Source organism: Saccharopolyspora sp. NPDC050389, from assembly GCF_040655595.1.
In the GTDB taxonomy this organism is placed as follows: Bacteria; Actinomycetota; Actinomycetes; order Mycobacteriales; family Pseudonocardiaceae; genus Saccharopolyspora.
This window is the reverse complement of record NZ_JBFAKG010000040.1, coordinates 35,408-57,504: the sequence shown is the minus strand read 5'-3', so window position 1 is coordinate 57,504 and position 22,097 is coordinate 35,408. Positions and strand designations below refer to the sequence as shown.

The 22,097-nt window shown below is 67.8% G+C and carries 1 protein-coding gene (cut by a window edge); it reads left to right on the top strand.

The window, feature by feature from the left end; all coding sequences use genetic code 11:
• Window positions 1-110: 110 nt before the first annotated feature.
• A protein-coding gene (locus AB0I53_RS25330; RefSeq protein ID WP_358607635.1) for a hypothetical protein crosses the window boundary here: on the top strand, window positions 111-22,097 show its 5' portion. The gene runs 12,231 nt beyond the window's last position; 21,987 of the gene's 34,218 nt are visible here — the first part of the coding sequence; it begins with the start codon at window positions 111-113; its stop codon lies off the right edge, out of view.

Below are 22,097 nucleotides of genomic sequence, written 5' to 3'. Positions count from 1 at the left end.
CTTCCCCAGGCCGGCCGCGAAGAACTCGCGTGGTTCCGGTCGGACCGTGGGCAGCCGCTTTCGACCGAACCCGATCCCCTTGCACTTCCTGAGGTTGAAGGACCGCGATCATGCCCACAGAACTCCCCGCCGCGTTGCAGGAAGCCTTCCGCATCGTCGGTGGACAGGCTTGGCCTGAAGGCGATGAGGACGGGCTGAACCGGATCGCGGACGCCTGGAAGAAGATGGCTTCGGACATCGAAGTCCTCGAAGATGCCGTGCGGGCGTCGGCCGCCGATGTCTCGCGGGACATGCGCGGGGACTTCGCGAACGCCTACCGCAACTACGCCGAAACGAAGGGCGCGGAAAGTCTCGCCGAGCTGAAGAAGAACGCACAGGAGCGGTCGGACCAAGCGCGCAATACGGCGGCGGACATTCAGGCGGCGAAGGTCTCCATCATCGTCCAACTGGGCTTCGTCGCGGCGGCCATCGCGACCGCGTTCATCCCGATCGTCGGCGGGGTGATCTCGGGCGGGATCGTGGCGACGGTGCGCATCGCGATCAGCCAGATCATCAAGAACGTCCTGCTGAACATCGCCAAGAACGTCGCGAAAAACGTCGTGATCGGCGAAGCCATCGCCATGGGGACCGAGGCCGGGACCCAGGGCATCCAGCTGGCGACCGGACAGCGCACAGAGTGGAACGACGATCGGCTCAAGGGCGCGGCCATCAGCGGGGCTTTCGGTGGTGTCGGCGGTGGGCTGGCGACGTCGGCGGCGGAGGGCGTGGGGCGGGCCATCGCCCGCGGTGCGCTCGGGGAGGCGGCGAAGAAGGGCCTGCAGACCGCGGCCGGCCAGGCGGCCGGCGCGGTGGCCAACGCCGGTATGCAGGGAGCCGCCGGCTATGCGGGCGAAAAAGCGGCAGGGGCGGCGCAGGGCCACGACGAAACCAACAGCTACTCCTTCACCTCGGCCATGGCAGGCGGCTTCGGCCGTCTCGGCGGCGGCAAGTCCACGTCGCACACGACGGCGGCGGACGCCGCCGCCTCGGCAGCCGCGGTGGACAAGGCCGCCGGCGACACGTCGGTTCAGACGCCGAAGACCGAGTCTCTCGGCCCGGTGACGGCAGCATCGGCGAAGGGTGTGCAGACCGAGTCGCTGGGATCGACCGACAAGAGCGGCCTCGGCAGTGCTACGTCGGAAACCGAGGCCGGAGAAGGGCTTCCGACCTACACCAAGCAAGACTCGACGCTTCCCGGGTACTCGGAAACCGGCGGCGAGAGCGGCGCCGCGAACAACACCGGGACTGCGGCTGCGGCGACCGCCGCGGCGGGTCAAGCGGCGACGACTTCCCAGCAGTCCGGTGCTTCGGGCACGACGGGACAGCACTCGGCCACCAGTTCCGGGAACGCTACAGCCGGGCAAGCAGCGGCCAAGCAGGAACAGGGCACCACCGGGCAGCAGCAGCCGACCACTTCGTCGGGCACGGCGACGGACAAGGCCGCTTCGATGTCCACCGTCAGCGACGGCACTTCGCAGGCGACCAGCACCGGCACGGAAGAGCAGACCGCAGGTCTCCAGACCACGTCGACGGGCCAGGACCACCAAACCGCCTCCGAACACCCGCAAACCCACCAAGAGCAGCCGACCACCCAGCACCAGGAGGTCGGCAAGCACCAGGGGGCCGGTCAGCACCAGGGGGCTGGTCAGCAGCAGGAAGTTGCAGCGCATCATGGCGCTGGCCAATCTCAGGGGGTCGGTCAGCAGGCGGTTGCTTCGTCGCACCAGGAGGCTGCTCAGGTCGGCGAGCAGCAAGAAGCCGCGCCGCACCAGGCAGCGGGTCAGGACCAGGGGGGTGGGCAGCACCAGCAAGTGGCAACCCACCCCGAGGCCGACCAGCACCAGGAGGCTTCTGCCGAGAATCAGGAGGAGTCCCAGCACGGGGTCGGCGCCGAGCACCGGGACGGTTCGCCACAGCATCAGACCACCAATCCGGTCGAGCAGCACAGTGGGGCTGCGAAGCACGACAACTCGCACACCACCGAACATGGGGTGGAATCGCACGCAGCCCACGGCGAATCCGATAAGTCCCAGCACGAAACACCGGTCCATTCGACGGAAACCACGGCCGCGAAGCAGGAAACCGCTGGCAATCTCGCGACGAAGTCGACGGAAAAAACCAGCTCGAACACCTCCAGCGCACACTCCGAGTCCTCAACGGAGACGGCGTCCGCGCAGGCCACGCAGACGCCGACCACCAGCGAGAGCACGCACAAGGCGGGCACGATCCCGTCCACCGCGCAGCACGAGACGGTCGCCCCAAGCCTGGATTCCACCCCGAAGCAGGAGACCGGCTCGACGCAGTCGGAGCACTCCTCGGAGCAGGCGAACACAACGCAGCAGACGCCGCCGCCGATGATGATGCCGCCGCAGGCCCAGCCGACCGCGCACCACACCACCGTCGACCAGCCGCAGTCGACCGCGCAGCGAGGCCCTACCCCGACTACCTCGCCGACTCCCGTGACACAGCGCCCCACCACGACGTCGTCCGGCGCCTCACACGCTGCGAGCCAAGGCAATTCCCGCACCCCCGCCACCGAATCGCGCCCCACCACGTCGACCACGCAAGGAAAGAAAGTCGCAGCCGCCGCAGCTGCCACGACCGGCGACGTCCGACCCCCGCAACGGCCCGAGAACAAGTCGAGCGGACCGCTGTCAGGAAAGGCCGCGGGAAAGCGGCCGATGCGGGCGCCCCAGTCGTCGAGCGACAACGTCGCAGCTGGAAAGCCGAACCCCGGACCTACAGGAACCGACGCGACTTCGCACTCCGGTGTCTCGGACCAGGCGAAGCAGAAGGCGCACGAGCTCGCGCGGAAGAAGAACCTGCACTACGGAGGGTTGGATCGGCAGAAGATCGCAGAGCACGAGCGGAACCTCGACGAGCTGGCAGCTCTGTACGAACACGGCGATGGGAAAGCCGCGGAGGAGTTCGTGCACGAGCTGCGCGGCCCGAAGGACAATCCGAACCCGCTGTACAAGGACTGGGCGACGAAGGGGCGTCTCTACGGCGGGGCGCCGGGCGGGCAGCAGCAGTCGCATCCGCACAAGGGCGTGCCGCCAGTGCTGGAAGAGGCCGGCTCGTCGGGTTCGCACGACACGACGGCAGCTGGTGGTCCTGATCCGGAGCAGCTTGTTCAGCTCACCTTCGGCTTTTTGCACGATGGTAAAGATGTGGGGCAGCTTGCTCAGGAGTTCGGGTTCGATGTTTCCGTGGTTGAGCAGGTTCTTGCGGATGCGGGGATTCTCGGTCGTCCTGATGTGGAGATGACTGACGTCGGTGGGTTGAGTTCTGCGGAGTTGGATCCGGACCTGATTTTCCAGATTAGTTTCGGGCACTTGGGAGAAGGCAAGTCGCCGGAGCAGCTCGCTGCGGAGCTTGGTGTGGATCCTGGTGTCGTGAATGAGGTTCTTCAGCTTGGATCCGATGGTGGTTTGGGGTCGTCGCATGTGGGGCGCGAGGAGATCCCCGCGAGCATATCAGCTGTCGACGCGACCGGCAGAGGAAACATGCCGGCGAAGTGGAGTGCGGAGCGCGCGGAGCTTGCTCAGCAGGTCAAGGCCGATCGTGAGGCCGGTTTGACGAACAAGGAACTGGTCGAGAAGTACAAGATCAGTAAGAGCTCCGTCAACAGTCTCCTCAAAGAGTCTGGTTTTAAGCAGAAACCTAAAGCCAAATTGCCCCCGAAGGGGAGTTCGGATCGCGCGGAGCTTGGTCAGCAGGTCAGCGCCGGTCGTGAGGCCGGTTTGACGAACAAGGAACTGGCTGCGAAGTACAATATCAGTAGCGGCAGCGTCGACTGGCTCCTCAAAGAGTCTGGTTTTGAGCAGAGATCTTATGTCAAATTGCCCCCGCTGGGGAGTTCGGATCGCGCGGAGCTTGGTCAGCAGGTCAGCGCCGGTCGTGAGGCCGGTTCGACGAACGAGGAGCTGGCTGCGAGGTACGAGATCAGTACGTACAGCGTCAAGGGGCTTCTCGATGAGCATGAGGCTTTGGAGGCTCAGCGGGCGTCCGAGCGTCTTGTCACGTGGTCGCAGCAGCGGCATTCCGGTGGTTCGGTTCCGCGGTTCGAGGTCGGTGGTTTTGATGCGCAGTGGCGGGCGATGCTGGGTGAGGAGTTCGGGCGTGAGGTGACGCCGGATTCGGTCGAGTACCGGGCGTGGCAGGAGTATGTGGGTGCTCGGGCTGAGCGTGATTGGTATGGGGTGCGGTTGGATGATTCCGCTGAGGGTGGTTCGCGACAGGCGGCGGAGTTGTTGGAGCGTGCGGAGCAGATCGAAGCGCGGTTCCGGGATGCGCGGGAGCGGGTGGATGGTGCGGCGGTCGCGCTGCGGCAGCTTGGGGTGAATCCGGACGATCTGCACGCGTTGTACGAACAGGAGCGTACTGAGTATTTCGCCGCGCGGGGTGGCGCGCTCGGTGGTAGCCAGTTGCCCCGCTACGCCAGTCAGGGGCGTGCTCCGGGCGGGAGTCCGTGGCCTGTGGGATCCCAGAAGGGCGGTGCTGGGCAGCTGACGGAAGCCCCGGTTTCCGGTAGCCAAGCAGGGCCGTCGAACCTTGCAACGCAGTCCACTTCGGACACGGCTCACCAGTCCGATCACGTCAGCATCGAGATGGGTTCGGGCGACATCGAGCTGCAGGAGCTCCACCACGACGCCCCGCCCACGGCCAGTCCCGCGACGCAGCGCAAGCAGGATCTGGTGGCGACCAACCTGGTCAAGGCAACCGATGTCGATGGGACGAAGTTGCGCGCCGATCTGGCCGGCGCCATGACCGAGCTCGGCATCGGTGAGTCGGTCCAGAACGCGTTCCGGGCGGCCTTCTCGGACGTGCAGCTGAAGGACGATTTCACCGCGCTGTCCGAGGAAGGCGTGACCAAGTCGATTGGGCACGGCGCAGGCTCCGTCGAGGTCACCGTGCGCACCCGCCTGGTCGGCGAGGAGTCGCCCGTTGCCGGGCCGACGGTCGATGAGGCGAAGCACGAGGTGGAAAACGCCTCCGGCGACTACGGTAAGACCTCCGATGAGAACGCCTCCACGGTGCGGCGGGAGAAGGGCGCCGACCTCACCGGCATGTTCGGGCTCGGCACCACCAACCCGATGGGCGCGGTGGAGGCCGGCGCAAGCGTCAAGGCGGCTGCCGTGCCGGGGTGGAAGTTCGGCACCGATTCGGCGCTACAGCACTCCTCGAAGGTCGAACTGCCCGGCGGTACCCGTTCAACCCGCCACGACCTGTGGCACAAGATCACCGTCACCCGCCACGACGGGGCTTCCGCCACGCGGCACGGCACGCAGGAATCCGGGATCGAGGTAACGATTCCCGAAGCGCTGCAGGCGGAAACCGAATCCACTCCGGTCACCGACACGCGGGTTCCGCACCCGCAGCACATGCACTCCGCGCACCTGCGCGGCGACGAAAAGCTCTTCGACAAGATCACCAAAGCGTTGCCGGAGAACCACCCGCTGCGGCGCGAGCTCGACACAGTCGGCTCGACGGCGCGGGGGCAGCTCCGCGAGACGCTGGGCGGCTCCGGCCTGTCGTTGCGGGCGGGCGACCTGCTCGGCGGCCGCAAGATCACCCAGACCCTGCAGTACGAGCACCACGGCCGAACGCGCACCGCCACCGTCCACATCGGATCTTCGGTGCACTCGCCGACGCTCATCCACGAGCAGGACGCGACGGTCACCGGCAGCGGCGGTGCGAAGACCGAGCACGCTGCGTCGGAGATGACCAAGCAGAGCACCGACGTCCGGTTCGGGGGCGGCGGTCTGGTCGCAATACCCCGCGTGCAGGACGCGAGCTTCGCGGCCGGTGCCCGCGGCGACGTGAACATCCAGGCAAAGGTCGGCGGTACCGGCAGCGACGAGCACACCATGAAGAACACCACCGGTGCTGCTCTGGAATCCGAGCACACCCAAACCGGGACTTTGCGGGCTTACCGGACGGCACTGGAATACGACGTCCACATCGATTTCGACGACGGCACCGGCATCGACGCCGAGCCGCACCACGTTGAAGCGGGCGCGACCGTCTGGATGAGCCCCGATGATGCCGTCAGCAATGGCTGGGACTCCTTGTCGCAGCACCCCGATCCATCCGGCAGCACACCCACGCAATCCGACACGGCCACCCCGCTGAGCGGCATTTCCCCGTTGAGCGTGCTCGGCGGCAAGGTCGAGTTCGGAGGTGTTGACCGGGTCGCCACCGAACTCCACCAGATCCTCGACGGCGACGTGCTGCCGCCGCACCACGGGACGGGCCACCAGCCCCCGCACGTCAGCAAGAACGTCGATCGGATCAACGCGCTGATCACCCCGGATTCGTTCGCCGCGCACGCCGCCGAGCTCGTCGGCGACGGCTGGTCGTTCGTGCTGCCGCGCGAAACCCACGTCGGCACCTCGACCGGCACCGAACACGTGTGGGTCAAAATCCGCGCCACCCCAGGGCGCTACGAGGCGACGCCGGTGGCGGTGCCGGGTGGCGGCGAGTTGAAGAGCACGCTGACGTCTTCCTCGCACGACGAGCACACCACCAAGATCAAGGGAAACTGGATCGGCACCGGCGGTTTCGGCGGCGTGATCCCCATCGACCCGAACTTCCCGCTGCGCACCGCACAGATCTCCGGCAGCTACACCAGGAAGATCGGCGACTTCGAACGGACCGTGACCGTGACCGCCGGTCACGAGAACGCCTCCTCCTGGAAGACCGGCACGCACTACCAGAACACGCAGCGGATCCACTACGACATCGAGGTGTTCGGCCCGAACGGACGCATCGGCGAGCGCTCCTTCACGGCCGACGCCACCGCCGAGGTCCCCGTCGGATCACACCCGCTGGGCGGGCAGGCGGGAGAAACCCCACCCGCGCCGACCGCGGAGTTCCGCGACCGCTACGGCTCCACCCCGGCCCGGCCCGGCGGCTGGAAGCAATCCACGCTGCCCGACGACTACGCCGTGCACAGCCTCAACCTCCCGCACGGCATGGGCGAGAAGCTCATGCTCGAGATCAAGGCGTTCGACGGCCTCGGCGACGACGCGGCGGCCGGCAACCCGCTCGGACACCTGGGCGAGGACGGCGTGATCGCGGCCAACCGGGTGCACAACTTCGCCGGACCGACCGAGATCGGGGCGAACCTCGACCGCGCGGTCACCGGCACCTACCACGCGCAGGTCGAGCGGTACCGCCAGGGCGAACTGCTCACCGGGTACTCCGACAGCCTCGGCGAAGCCGCGATGCACCTGTCCCTCAGCAACCCCAAGGTGATCGACCACGCCGAATCCATCGGTCTCGAACTCACCGCGAAGAGCAAGAGTTCGACCGGACACGGCGAGATCACCAAGACCTCGTCGGACACGTCACTGGACGGCCGGACCAACGCGCGCCTCAACCAACAGGCCTCGCTGGTGCCGCAGGGCACGCACACCGCGACCGACGAATCCGGGGCGGGCACCGCGCACGCCCACGAGCACGAAAGCTCCCAGAAACGGGCCTACGACGGGCCCGGCTACCTCGTCTCCTTCGACGCCAGCATCGTCCTCAGCGGACGCAACACCGAACACCTCGTCATCCCCGTCGGGGACATGTACCACAAGTCGGAGTGGACGCACTCGCAGGTGGACGCGCACGACGTGATTCGGTTGTGGGTTCCGGCCGACCAGATCCACCAGATCGCCGGGCCGAACGACATCGAGTGGCACGTCGACCACCCCCACGACGAAGCGGCCACGCACTACCAGGGCGGGCAGTTCGCGGAGCCGGACCACGCGAAGCTGGCCGACGGCTGGGTGAACGTGCGCCCCGAGGTCACCCACAACCTCTTGTCGCACCTGGAAGACGCGCTCGGTTCGGTCACCCGCGACCAACTCCCCGACAGCGTCTGCACGAGCTACATCAGGTGGCTCTACCACTCGGTCACCCACGTGACGTCCTCGGCGTATTCCTGGCTCATGGACCCGAGCGCGGGCCGGCTCGACGCGATGGTGCACTCGCGGCTGTTCCCCGCGCTCGCCCCGTCGGGGTTGGGTGCCCTGTACTCCGACATCGTCGGCGGCGGGATCCGGACCACCTACCACTACGACGGGCCGCTCGGACGCACAGACATCACGATCACGGTCACGGGCACCGAGAAGCCCGGCAGGGTCGAAGCGGTCTCGGACAAGTGGACGCTGAGCGAGGAGTCCAAGACCACCAGCAAAGTCGTCGGGCAGCACATGACCGCCACGACGCACACCTTCCAGGGGCAGGCCGTCTTCAGCATCTTCCCGGAGGGGCAGATCCAGAAGAACCCCGGCACCGCAGGGACCGGTGAAGCCAGCCACAAGTCGCAGACCACCGTCGAGGACACGAAGAGCACCGAGACCACTTACAGCAGCGAGCACACCGGGCGCACGGTGGCGTTCGTGCACGACCTGGACCTGACGATCTCGATCGAGAAGACGTCGGGCTGGGGGAGGCTGCCGCAGAGCCTGTCGTTCGGCGTGCTGGACCGGTTCTTCCCGGCCACCACCTCCGAACCGGTCCACGTGCACGCCAGCATCAAGGACGCGGTTCGCCGCCTCGTCCCGGAGGCGGACGCCCAACCTCTCGAACAGCTCCAGAACTCCGCGACGTCCGGAGTGGACTGGGCGGCCCCGAAGCACGAACTCCCGGAGGGCAGTCGCGGGGCCGTGCGGGTGAACCGCGTTCGTGCGGAAATCGACTCATTGCTCAACGGCGGGCTGAACGCGGCAACCGAGGGCAGGCCCGCGCCGTCGCTGCCCGCCGGGGCGACGGGAACGCGGCACCAGATCTCCGCGATGACCACCCAGAGCACCCTGTCGTCGCAGCTCAAGTCGGCGATGAGTGAACAGGGCTACCGGATCGGTGGCCTCGACGAGGACCGCTACTTCGAGGCCGGCGCGCTCAACCACGGGCCGATCAAGTCGTTGACGCTGCATGCGGAACTGCGCAATCCGCGAGTCACCGCCGTCGCCCCGGAAGGCAGCTCCTTCGAGGGCAAGCAGTCCAGCAGCGAGACGCTGAAGGCCACCCACCAGAAGACGCTGACGGGCGGCACGGCCACCCGCGCCGGGCTCGGCGGACTGCTGTGGAACTCCAACCCAAGCGGCCCCGGGCCCGGCCAGATCGGGCGCCTGGCCGGCGAGGTCTCGATCAAGGGGCCGGAGGCGGAGAAGGTGGTCACCGACACCAGCGAGGTCGGCGGCAAGACCTTCGAACAGGAGCATTCCTCGTCAGGCAAGACCTACCTGGTCAGCAGCGACGTGAGCTGGTCGATCACCCCCGAGTACCGCGGTACCAACGTGCCCGCGCACTGGAGCGAGCCGCGGGTGGTGCGCGAGCCCGGCGGCGCGGTTTTCCGAACCGACGAAGCGGGACTCCGTGCGCTGGGACTCGAACCACCGGAAGACCATGCCCCAGCGCATGAGCGAACGACGCCCGAAGAGCACGTCCACACCGAGCAGGAGCCGGTGGTGCTGGACGATGTGCACACCGTCCAGCACCAGCAGACTGTCGCGGAATCCTCCCGCGCAGCGGCGAAGTCGGAGTCGTTGAGCGACTTCCTCGCGCCGAAGCAGGAGGACGCCGGATCGACCGGCGGGCACGGCTCGGAACAGCCGATGTCGGAGAAGCGGCTGGGGAAGTTGTCGTGGAACCAGGTGCACGGGCTCGGCGATGATGCTGCCAGCGGATCCGAGGGGCTTGGAAAGGAGTCGTCGCAGCACTCCGGACACGAACCTTCGGACGGCGTCGAACAGCCGCGCACGCCGCATCTGGACACCCAGAACAACGGGGCCGGACCGTCGAATCGGCAGGGCGGCGGTGAGTCGTCTGCTGTGGACACCGGGTTGGTGCTGGAGGGTTCGGACGTGTTGCCGGGCGAGGCAGAGTCCGACCCAGCCGGGCAGCTTTTGGCAGAGCTGAACGAGGCGACGCTGTCGGACCCGGCTTCCGCCGGTGTGTTGCCCGAATCCGACCTGTTCGGGCTGCTCACGCCCGCTGACCCGCCGGAGTTCCTCCGCGGGCACGACTACTCGGAGATCACCTCTGGCCAGGGCTTGGACCTGTTGCAGCGGCTCGACCTGAAGCGTCCGGCACCGAACTGGTCCGGCGTCGCGCCGCACAACCTGCGGGATCTCGACGACTTCGTCCTGACACGGGAACTGCCCGAGCACGAACGCGGCTGGGCGGAGAACGAAACGCCGCTACCCGCCGAACTTCAACTGCTGCGCGCCCGCGCCTCCATCTGGTTGGGCGGCCCGCTGGACACCAGCAGTCCGGCGAAGGTCGAAATGCGAGACAACATCGCGGAGTCCGAGAAGCAATTGCGGGGCTCGGCACCGATGGTGGTGTTCACCGACGTACCACGTGCGCTGTTCGAGCAGGCCGCGAAACTCCCGGTCGACCACGAACCGGACTCGCTGGCCGGTGTTCGCGAGATGCTGGCGTGGGCCGAGGACAACAACGTCACGCTGGTCAACGTCCACGAGGTCTTCCACAGCTCGTGGCCGATGCCGCAGCAGGAGGCGTTCCTGGCCGAGCTGGCGAAGCAGACCAAGCCCGGCTACACCGCGGCCAGCGACTACCTGCGGGTGGCGGTCGGACAACGCTTCGGCCTCCCGTACAGCGACGGCGAGTACCAGACCACTTGGCAACTGCTCGACGAGATGCAGCAGGTGCTGGACTCCCGCGAGGCGTACGGGATGCACAAGCGCGGCGGCAGGGTCAACAACGACCTCCTCGTGCTGCCCAAGGGGCACCCGTTCGCGGACAAGTTCTTCGAGCGGATGCGCGACAACTACGGCAAGCCGCAGCGCGAGGTCCACAAGGTGCCAGCCTTCCTCCCCGCCGAAAGCTTCGTCACCAATTCGCAGCTGAGGCCGCACCGCTACTCGGTCACCTCCCGCACCGGCCCGATCAACATCGCAAAACTCGCCGACGAACTCGGTCACGGAGGCGGGGACCGAGGAGCCATCACCGGACCGGCGATGAACACCGGGGGCCAGTGGGTCGCCCGCCCCCGCCCGCAGCCGTCGATCCTGTTGGGCGATCGCGCGGCGACCGTCGAACTGACCAAGAAGGTTGTGCAGACGCTGGTCCGGGAGTTGTACAACCGCGACGGTGACCTGCACCTGACCCTGGTGGCCGATGCTGTGCACCAGCACGAGGCACCGGATGTGATCTGGACTGCCGCGCTGGGCTACCTCGCGCAGCGGCCGGAACTGGCCGGGCTGGTGCGGACCGTCACCGACCGCGAACTGGTCAGCATCACCGGCTACGAGCACGAGGAGCGCCGCGTCGAGCTGCCGGAACAGGCCCAGCGGCACCTGCGGTCCCAGCCGGGGGAGGAGATCCACCGGCTGGGCGAGTTCTCGCGGCCCGCCACAATGGAGCAGGCGCTGTCCGAGCCGCACGATGCCGCGAACCAGGAGTCGCAGTTCCCGGCTCAGCACCAGGCGAAACTGCGCGGCGGCTCGAGGGATGCGTGGCAGTCGCCGGGCGGATCCGGTTACGACGTGACCGGTGCTCCGGCCGAGTCGTCCGGATCCCGAAGCCCGCAGCACTCCGACATGGACGTGGATCTCGTCCCGGCGTACGCCAACGTCGATGACCTGTCCCGGTACGGGTTGGCAGGCGAGGACGCGGACACCTTCGACTCGCTGTTCAACTCCGACGACTTCGCCAGCAGCGAGCACACGATCGGAAACTGGACGATTCGTGGTCAGTCGGTCGACGACATCCACTTCTGGGGCGCGGTTTCCGGTGACGGCACGCGGATCGGGGTGGTGTCCGAACAACCGGGCTACCCCGTCTGGCAGTGGTACGAGCTCGACAAGGGCCTGGTGGCGACCTCGCCGTTCTTGCCGGGTGGCCCGAGCAAAGCGGAACTGGCGAAGTTGGAAAGCTCGTCGTCGAACACCGAGTCGGCACCACCGGTTTCACCGGCCGCGGTGTCGTCGTCGGACCCCACGCCGGAGGTGCCGGTCAATCCCGGTGAGCAGCACGACAATCCTGATTCGGACCCGGCCGCTGTCGTGGTCACTGATCAGCACGGCTTGCAGCGTCCACCGTTCGGCGGGGCGGAGAACCACCTCCTGCACCCGGATGACGTCTCAGGTGGTTTCGTGCACACCGAGACCGGTATCACCGCGTTCCGGTGGCTGAACGAGCATCCGGCCGTGGTGCTGGACTACGGACTCCTGCCCAGGGACGCCAGCCGTACCGACTCACTCCAATTCCACGTCAGCGCGTTCGGCCATTCGCAGTTCGTGTCGACCACGATCGATCCGCGTTACCACCACGACGATCGTCGCTATCGCTACGAGATCCGCGCGTCGAAGCCCGGGATCGATGTCCGGAAGACCTTCGACGTGCGCGGCATCGACTGGTTCGCCGCGGAACGGGAGAAGGAGGTGGCCTTCCTCGGGAAGATTCCCCAGGAGGACATCGTCGAAGTCATCGAGATGGTCCGTGACGACCGTGGGGGGTGGACGAAGGACGTCATCTGGACGGCGAAAGACGAGGCCACGGACACCGATCTGGCGAACCACAAGCCTGCGCTCGGGAACCTCCGAGTGGGCTCGGCCGAGGAAGCGATGACCATCGCCAAACAGGTGGCCGAGATGGAGGCCCGGGCGTACAAGGCCGAGCGGCGGGCCACGCAGTCGGTGTTCATGGTGGATGAGTCGCTGCCGCCGAAGTACCACGAGAGGCTCGCCGACGCCTTCCTGCGCGGTGATGGGGAAAAAGTCGATCAACTCCGGAAGGAACTGCGCGACGCGCTGTACGGAAAGCGCACCATCCGCGCGGAGTCGTCGCAAGGCGCAGACAAACGGGCGCGTCTTCTCGGCGCAGGACAGATCGAGTCGAAGGACGCCAAACCGGGCCTTCGCGGCGGGGCGCGGTCCTCGGATTTGCTGAACACCGACCGCAACGCTTCGGGTTCGTCCCGTTCTCACGAACATGGTCAGCGGTCCGCCACGATGGAGCAGGCGCCGTCCGAGCCGCACACCGCGGCGAGCAGCGCCGCCGCGCACCAAGACCGCCCAGACCCGCAGGAGTCGCCGGTCGACCCGATCGATCACGAAACGCAAGACGACACCGGGACTGGCTGGCATGTCGACGGCCTGGTCGACGCGGAAGCTCGGACGACCATCGAATCCGAGGTCCGGGCGTACGTCGACGAGCGTCGTCGCGCGGGTGCCGTTTTCATCGTCGACCAGTCCCAGCTGCCGCAGTGGGTGGACCGCCTCGCCGACGCCCTGGCCCGGGGAGACCAGGCCGCGGCCGACGGAATCCGGGGCGAACTCCGCGATGCGTTGCGCGGTCGCCGCGCGGCGGCTGCAACGCTGCAACACGAGAACGGCGTGCCCGGTCTGCGCGGCGGAAGCCAATCCGATGCTCCGACCCACGTTTCCGGCGAAGCCGGGACGTCCGGTTCCCAGGGCACTGCGACGACCGAGGCCGATGGCAGTTCTGGGTCGGAGACCGATTCGAGCTCGGGCGGGGCGTTCGGCGCGGCGGAACACACGGAGACCGTTCCCGGCACCGACCACACGATCACGACCACGCTGGACGGCGCGGGTGAGTACGTCCTGCGCGATGGCGACGGGACCGTGCTGGCGCAGCGGCTCAACCTGTTCGACCAGGGTGACAACGTCGGTTTCGTCATCGTGGATCACCGGAACGAGCAGCCGATCGCGCACTTCTTCGAAGAGGAGGGCGGCGACTCGACCGAGCTGGAGTACTCCGAACACACCGACGGACCTACCCGCAGCTTCCAGCTGACCGATCCCGACACCGGCGACTTCCAGGAGTACGACCACCAGACCCACGCCGTGGTCCGCCAGTCCTTCGGGCTCGGCGGCGAGGACCGGTTCGGCCGGGTGTGGCACGAGGTCGGCAGCGGCCGCGTCCTCATCACCGACGGTCTCGGGCGGGCGCACTTCGGTTCCGGTGTGCACGACGATGGCGGATTCCTGCACATCACGGTTCCCGACGGGACCTTCGTGGTCGACCCCGCCGGCGGTGAGGTGGCCGAGCAGCACGTGAATCCGGCCGTGCACCTCGGCCACCGCCACGACGTCCCGACGCCGGCGTGGGCCGTCGACCACGGCGTCGATTACGAACCGGTGGAGAGGTGGCGGGAGCCGAACGCCAGCGACGACGGGCGTCTGATGCAGCTCAGCGCGGACGGGCGCTGGTGGCGACTGTTCGACTCCGAGGGGAACGTGACCATCGCCCAAGCGGTTCGGCCGGGCGAGCAGTCCCAACTGGTCGGCAAGCTCACCCGTGAGGTGAGAGCGCGGCACGCCGACGGCACGCCGCTGGTGGTCGAACCGCGCTACGACTGGTACCGGGTCGACCTGGCTTCCAGGGAGGCGCCGAACGGTGTCCAGTTGGGCAGCTCGGACGTCGGTGAGGTCCTCCCGGTCGAGGCGCACGAGCCGACCGCGAATCCCGACTTCGACCCGCTGCAGGCGGCGGTGCACCGCCCAACCGACCTGAGTGGGCTGATCCCGGAGCCGCTGTGGCGGGTGGATTCGGATCTGCTGCACCGATTCGACTCCAGGCGGTTCGAGGACATCTTCGAAGAAGGATTCGTTCCGATGGACCCGGACAACCAGTGGCCGCTGGGGGGTGGCCGCAGCACCGACGTCGACCTGGTCACCTTCACCCACCAGAACACCCTGTCGATGTACGTCAGCACCACCCGGTCGGAAGGGATGGAGGGCGACGGGCGGCTGCGATACGACATAGATGCTCCCGGTGGGTTGGATGTCAACCGGACCCTGGGGCCCGCCACCCGTTATCCGGGCGAGCGGGAGATCTCCTTCCCGGGCGGGATCAAGCGCCGGTACATCATGGGTGCGGAGGACCCGACCGAGCCGGATTGGTACCTGGTCAACAAGCACTACGACCCGCTCGGGACGGCACTGCCGGACAGCGTGTCCGATGTGGATACCCTGACCGGGATGACCCAGGGCCTCGCGCTCGGGGACGAGAACCCGCCTCCTGCGACGGGGATCGAGGCGTGGGAGCGCTACGTGCGGGCACGGGCCGAAGTGGAGCGGTGGACGCACGACCCGGCGTGGCACGAGGCTGGGGAGTCCAGCACGGGCTCTGTCGCGAAGCAGCGAGCGCAGCAGAGCCTGGAGGCGGCGCGGGCGGCTCTCCGCGAAGCGGAGCAGGGTCTGCGGTCCTGGGGCTACCACGACCCGGCCGCGATATTCGCCGAGCAGCGCGCCCGGCAGGCCGAGGAGCGGGCAGGCCGGGATGCGGCCGGACATCCGGCCGGCGGTGCGGAGTGGCAGCCGCAGGACCGGCGTTTCGACGTGCAGACGGACCTGAACACCGGGATGACGTTGACGACGACCTTGCATGGTCGTCAGGCCGGCGAGTTCGCGTTCCGCGATGCCGATGGCGTGGTGGTCCAGCAGCGGATGAACCTCCTTGGCTCCAGCCAGGAGTCGTTGGGGCACGTGATCCTCGGCCGGGGCCCCGGCATGAACGAGGCGACGCGCTACCTGCCGGATGGCACGACGCGGTCGATGAGGTGGGAACCGGTGTCGGAGAGGGAGTTCCAGCTCGTCGACCCGAGTTCGGGGGACTACCTGCGATTCGATGCGCCGACGCGGACGCTGGTGGAACAGCGGTCGGGAACCCGGTCGGACGTGGAGTCGACGCCGGACGAAAAGGATGGTCGAAACCTGACGGTGGCCAGCGGGGCTCGCAGGGCGGCGGACATGGGGCCGAGCCGGGAGTCGTGGGATCGATATCTCGAAGAGCAGAGTCGCGGGCACTGGCCGAAGTCGGGGGAGAACGCGCCTGCGACCCGGGCCCAGGCGTGGACCGAGTACGCAACCGCGTTGGCAAAGGAGAACCTGGCGGCGCACGATCCCGCGTTGCGGGGTGAGGGCAGTTCGCGCACCGCTCCCGCTGCGATGCTACGGGCGCAAGAGGCGTTGCGACAAGCACAGGCGGAAAAGCGGGTTGCCGAGCGTGGGTTGCGGGCGTGGGGGCATGCCCCGGCGGCGCTGGTGGCTGAGTGGGAGGCGAGGCAGGACGCCTACCGCGCTGGGCGTGGATTCCCGGCCGGAGGCTCGCAGCATTTCTCCTTCCGGTTGCCTGGCGAGATGGAGATCACGGAGGCCATCGAAGGTACCGAGCACACGATCACGAGGACGCTGCAGGGCCCCCTCGACGGCGAGTACGTGATACGCGACGGTCGCGGGAAGGTCGTGGAGCAGCGGTTCAACCTGCACGGACCGACGGACGACGATGGCTTCGCCATCGTGAGCTTCCGGGGCAACGAGCCCACTACCCACTACTACCGCGACGACGGTGTCGACCTGATGGTGATGGAGTACTCGGATCGCTTGGCTCCGTCGGGCCCGAGCTTCCGGCTGACCGACCCCGGCACCAGAGATTTCCTTGAGTTCGACCTGGCGACCCGCAGCCTCGTCATGCATTCCTTCGGCCTCGGTAGCGGAGCGGACCGCTCGGCGCGGGTGGTCCATGAGGTCGACACGGGTCGGGTCGTGGTCACCGACAGCCTCGGGCGGGCTCATGTCGGATGGGGTGCCACGGAGGAGGAAAGCCTTTTGAAGATCACGCTCCCCGACGGCGAGATCGTGGTCCTTCCCAGCAACGGCGAGCTCGTCGAGCTGAACGTCGGCGAAGCGGTACACCTCGACTCGCCGAAAACGACCATGGAGCCCGAATACGACGGCGACGTCGTCGAGTACATCTCGTCGGAGTGGTGGAACGAGCCCAGTGTCGATCCTGACGGGCGCTTGGTGCAGACCAGCCACGACGGGCGCTGGTGGCGATACGTGGACTCCGAGGGGAACGTGAGCATCGTCCAAGCGGTTCCACCAGGTGAGAACCCCCGCCTGGTCGGCAAGCTGTCCCGGAAGACCGTGGACAACGGCGGCACACCGCTCGTCGTGGCGGTGTCCTACGACTGGTACCGGGTCGATCTCGCTTCAGAAGACAATCCTGAAGGCATGTACGTGGGCAGTTCCGACGTCTCCGAGTTTCACCCGGCGGAGCGGTACGAGCCGTCCCCGGCTCCTGCATCGGACCCGCTGCGGGCGGCGATCTACCGCCCTGATCACATCAGCCGGATCATCCCGGCCCCGTTGTGGCGGAAGGACGCGGAACTGCTGTCCCGTTTTGACGGCCGCGAACCCGATTCCATCTTCGAGGAGGGCTTCGCGCCGAAGAATCCGAGCAACCAGCAGGTGCTGGACGACGGACGCGCCACGGACATCGATCTGGCCTCCTACTCCCTCCAGGAGCCGGCGCCCGCGTCGATGTTCGTCAGCACGACCCGGGCGAAAGCCCTGGAGGACTTCGACGACAAGCTGCGCTACGACATCGACGCGCCTGGCGGGGTGGACGTCAACCGAACCCTCGGTCCCGCCACCCGCTACCCCTCCGAGAGGGAAATCGCGTTCCCGGGTGGGGTCAGGCGCGAGTTCATCATGGGCGCGGAGGCTCCGGACGAGCCGGATTGGTATCTGGTCAACAAGCACTACGACCCGCTGGCGCGGGGAGCGTCCGGCGCGGAGGGGGCCACGCCTGCGACGGGTGTCGAGGCCTGGGAGCGCTACGTGCGGGCCCGGACCGAGGTGGCGCGGTGGACGCAAGACCCGGCGTGGCACGAGGTCGGGGAGTCGAGTTCGGGTTCGGTGGCGAAGCAGCGTGCGCAGGAGAACTTGGAGGTGGCGCGGGCGGCCCTCCGCGAGGCGGAGCAGGGGCTGAGGTCGTTGGGCTACCACGATCCGGGTGCGGTGTTCGCTGAGCAGCGCGCCCGGGAGGCGGAGGAGCGGGCTGGTCGGGATGCGGCGGGGCATCCGGGTGGTGGTGCGTCGTGGTTGTCGCAGGATCAGCGTTTCCGCGTGGAGCAGGATCCGAATACCGGGATGACGTTGACGACGACGTTGCATGGTCGTCAGGCCGGTGAGTTCGCGCTCCGCGATTCCGATGGCGTAGTGCTGCAGCAGCGGATGAACCTGCTGAATGCCGACCAGAAGTCGATGGGGCACGTGGTCCTGGACCGGCGGCCCGGGATGAACGAGGCGGTGCACTACCTGCCCGCCGGCACCACGCGGACGCTGCGCTGGGAACCGGTGTCGCAGACGGAGTTCCGACTGGTCGAGCAGGGCGCGGGTGACTACCTCCGGTTCGACGCGCCCACCCGAACGTTGGTGGAGCAGCGCTCCGGGATCTTCCACGAACCGGAACCTGGGTCGGTGGTTTCGGGTGATTCGGGGCCTCAGCCGGAACGCTTCGGGTCGTTGTGGCGTGATTTCCGAACCAGTCAGGCGATGCTGACCGACGGTACGGGCGCGGCGTTCCGCGGCCCCTGGTCGTTGACGGACGATGGCGTGATCCAGGTCGAGTTCTTCGGCGGTCAGGTGGTGTTGGACCCCGAATCCGGCGCGCTGATGGACGAGACCACCGATGTCGTGCGGGTCGGGAAGCCCGTGCCGGAAGAGCCACCGGGGCTTCGCTACGACGACATGCCGTACCAGTACCCGCTGCGCTGGGGTGAGCCGACGCTGCTGGCCAACGGGGACCTGGCCCAGTTCAGTGTGGACGATCGGTGGTTCCGCAAGGAGTCCCAGAACGGCACTGTGCAGATCATCGACGCCGCTGGGGGGCCGCACGGAGGGTTCTTGACGGGCGTGTTGCGTCCACATGGGGTTGATGAGCGCGAGGAGCCGGTCTTCCAGTGGCACCGAACGGATCTGGCGAGTCCGGACCAACCGGATGGGCTGCTGGTCGGCACAACCGATGTGCACGCCGGGCATCCGATCGAACAGCACCAGGCCAGTGCGCAACCGATGTCCCACCCGCTGCTGACCGCGGTCGACCAGACCGTCGACCTGAGCAACATCACGCCGTCGCCGATGTGGCGTGTCGACGAGGATCCGCTGTTCCGGGTCGACGAGCGCTCGCCGGACCAGATCGCCGCATCAGGCGGGTTCGTACCGCGGTCCTCGGACAACCAGGGGTCGATCCACCCCATCGGTGACGGGCCGACGACGAACGTGGACCTCGCCTGGTATGCGAACGAGGGCAAGCATTCGATGTACGTCGGCACCAGCCGGTCGGCGCTGATGGGAAAGACGGGCGACACCGATTTCGACGATCACGTCGGGTTCCGCTATGTGATCCGGGCGCCCGGTGGAATCGATGTGAACCGGACGCTGGGGCCGATGGTGGCCGGGGCCGACGAACGTGAGATCGCCTTCCCCGGCGGGATCCAGCTGCGCTTCATCGAGGGAGCGATCCCGCTGGACGACCCGACCACGTTCCTCCCCAACCCGTACTACAACCCCGGCCCGGACGGTTCCGTCACCTTCCGCCCATCGGAGAGCGACACCTCCTGGCAATCCTGGATCCCCCAGCAGGATCAGTCGTCGACGTCCGAGCGGAGGTCGAATTCATCCGCGTCGGGTTCGGGTTCTTCGTGGCTGGAGAAGGGGAAGTGGCGTGCGGGTGATGTGCCGCCGGAAATTGGGCGTGCGCGGGAGATCGCGCGTGAGATGAATCTGCACTACGGGGGTACTGATCCGGACCTGGTGGCGGAGCATCAGGGGAATCTGACCGAGTTGGCGGCTCGGTTGGCGCAGGGCGGTGAGGATGCCGCTCGGGCGTTCGTGCGGGAGCTGCGTGGGCCGCAGGAGAATCCGAATCCGTTGTATGGGGATTGGGCGACGCGTGGGCGCGGGTTCGGTGGGGCGCGTTCGGACGACGTTCCGATGTTCGGGGCCGGTGAGGCGGGGCCGTCGGGTTCCCTGGACGAGGCGATGGCTGAAGCCGGCGGTTCTCCCCGGTCGACTGGGGAGACCGACCCGATGAACGTCGAGCCGACCCTGGAGGCGCAGGAGCGGGGCAGGGATACCGACGATCTGGAGTTGCAGGACGAAGTCGTTCGGCGGCTCGGCGTCGACCGCGAGGACCTCTCGTTCTTCGAAGGCGATGTGGAGTTGGCGCGGGCGGCCCAGGACGAGGGGCTGCGGAACACTTCTGCCTCGCCCGCAGAGGCTTGGGAGCAGGCCGTGCGCGGTCGGTTGGAGCCGTTCGCCTTGCGGCCTGCAGACTTGCCGTGGTTCAGCGGTCTCGTCGACGAGCTGAGCGGTCGCGAGCTATCGGACTTCTCCCGCTGGCTCCAGCGCGAGGGCATCGACCCGCAGCAGTTGCGCGACGGTGACCCCCGGGCGGGGCGCGACGCCGTGCTGCGGTGGCGGTTGCGAGCCGCTGCCGAAGACTTCCAGGAACTGGCGGGCCGCCACCAGAACGTCGAGTCCGTGCTGGAGTTGTCGACCAGGCTCGGCCTGGGGGCTGCCGATGAAGCGTTGCTTGCCGACTACTTCAAGCGCCGAGGCCCGGTCGACGACGTCGAGGCCGACCTGCGTGCGACCGCGGAGCGCACCGGCCTTCCGGAAGCGCACCTGTTCCAGGTCGCGTCGCGGCTGAACGTCGATCCCGCCTCCCTCGGGGCAGCGCGCAGCGTGATCGAACGGGTCGGGCACGGGCTGTCGCCCGACGCCGCCACCCATCAGGTGCGGACCAGGCTCGCCCACCTCGAACTGGCGCCGGCCGACTTGGCTTTGCTGGACGAGCACTGGTTCGACGCACTGAGTCCGGACCTGCTCGACCTGCTCTCGGACGCCGATCTCGGGGTCCTGGACATCCACTGGCTGTCGCAGGCCGGGCTGCGGCCGGCCGACCTGGAGGCGGATCTGCACCTGGGGCAGCGGGTGATCAACCGGCTGAACCAGGGGTGGCGGGATGCCCGCAATGCCGTGTTGGACATCGGCCCGGAACACAGAGCGCTGCTCAGGGAACCGTGGTTCGACGCAGATGCGCTGATGGACCTGGCCCGCCAGGTCGATAAGCCGTTCGCCACGCCCGAGATCGCTGGTCTGGTCACCTACTGCCAGCACCTCGGACGTGTCCCGACCGAGCTGCCGAGGCTCGCCGAGGAGTGGGGGGTCCCGATCGAGGACCTCTACTCCCTCGCCCAGTACCTCCGGCTGGACCCGGGTGAGCTCCGGGAGTACGCCGTGACGGGGACCTTCCGCGACCAGCTGACGGAGCAGTTCGAGCCGTTCGGGCTTTCGGCCGACGAGGACGGCAGGGCGTTCTTCGAGCGGATGCACCGGCTTTCGGTCGGACCGCATGAGTGGGAGGACCTCGGCTGGTTCCTCGAAGGCCGCGATCACATCGATCTGTCCGAGGACACCGGCCTGCCCGAGCTGGACGACATCGGTGGCTTCTCCGACGAGGAGCTGACCGAGCTGGTGCGGGAGTGGCGGGACTCCACCCGCAAGGTCCAGGAAGCCTGGGCCGACACGGCGTTCCGCAACGACGTGGCGGACCTGCTGCACGTCAGCCCCGACGACCTGGATCTGCTGGACCCGCACACGTGGACCGAATATGGCGGGCCGTGGGCAGGGGCGTCCGCGGAACGCAGGGCGATGGCCGACACCGTGAGCGAGGGGCTCGCCGACTACGGTTTGGAACCGGGGGATCTGCCTTGGTTCCGGGGCATCCTGACCCGCCTGGCCCCCCACCATCTGGTGGACTTCCGGGGTTACCTCGACCGCTCGGGCGTGGATCTGCCGGGGTTGCGCGCGCAGGACCTCAACGCGGGACGTGACGCGGTCGCCCGCTGGCGGCTGGGGGTGGGTCTGGACGAGGCGTTCCCGGATGGGGCCAATCCCGTCACTTTGGCGCAGTTCGCGGGGCAGGCGGGGCTGGATGACCAGCAGACGCTGGACTTCGTCCGGGAGGTGCGGAACTTCGGTGGTTTCCCGCCGATCGTGCAGAGCCTTTCGACGTCGTGGCAGGTCGGGCCGGGACTCGTGTACCGCGTCGCGGCAGCGCTGGGCGTCTCCCCGAAGCAATTGCGGGTGGACCTGCCGTGGTTGGGGCAGTCCGCATCGCCGCACCAGGAGCAGGTCGCAGCGCACGCGGTCCGGTCGTGGATGCGGCAGTTCGGGTTCCAGCCCGGGGATCTGGCGCTGTTCGGGTCGCTGGGCCGG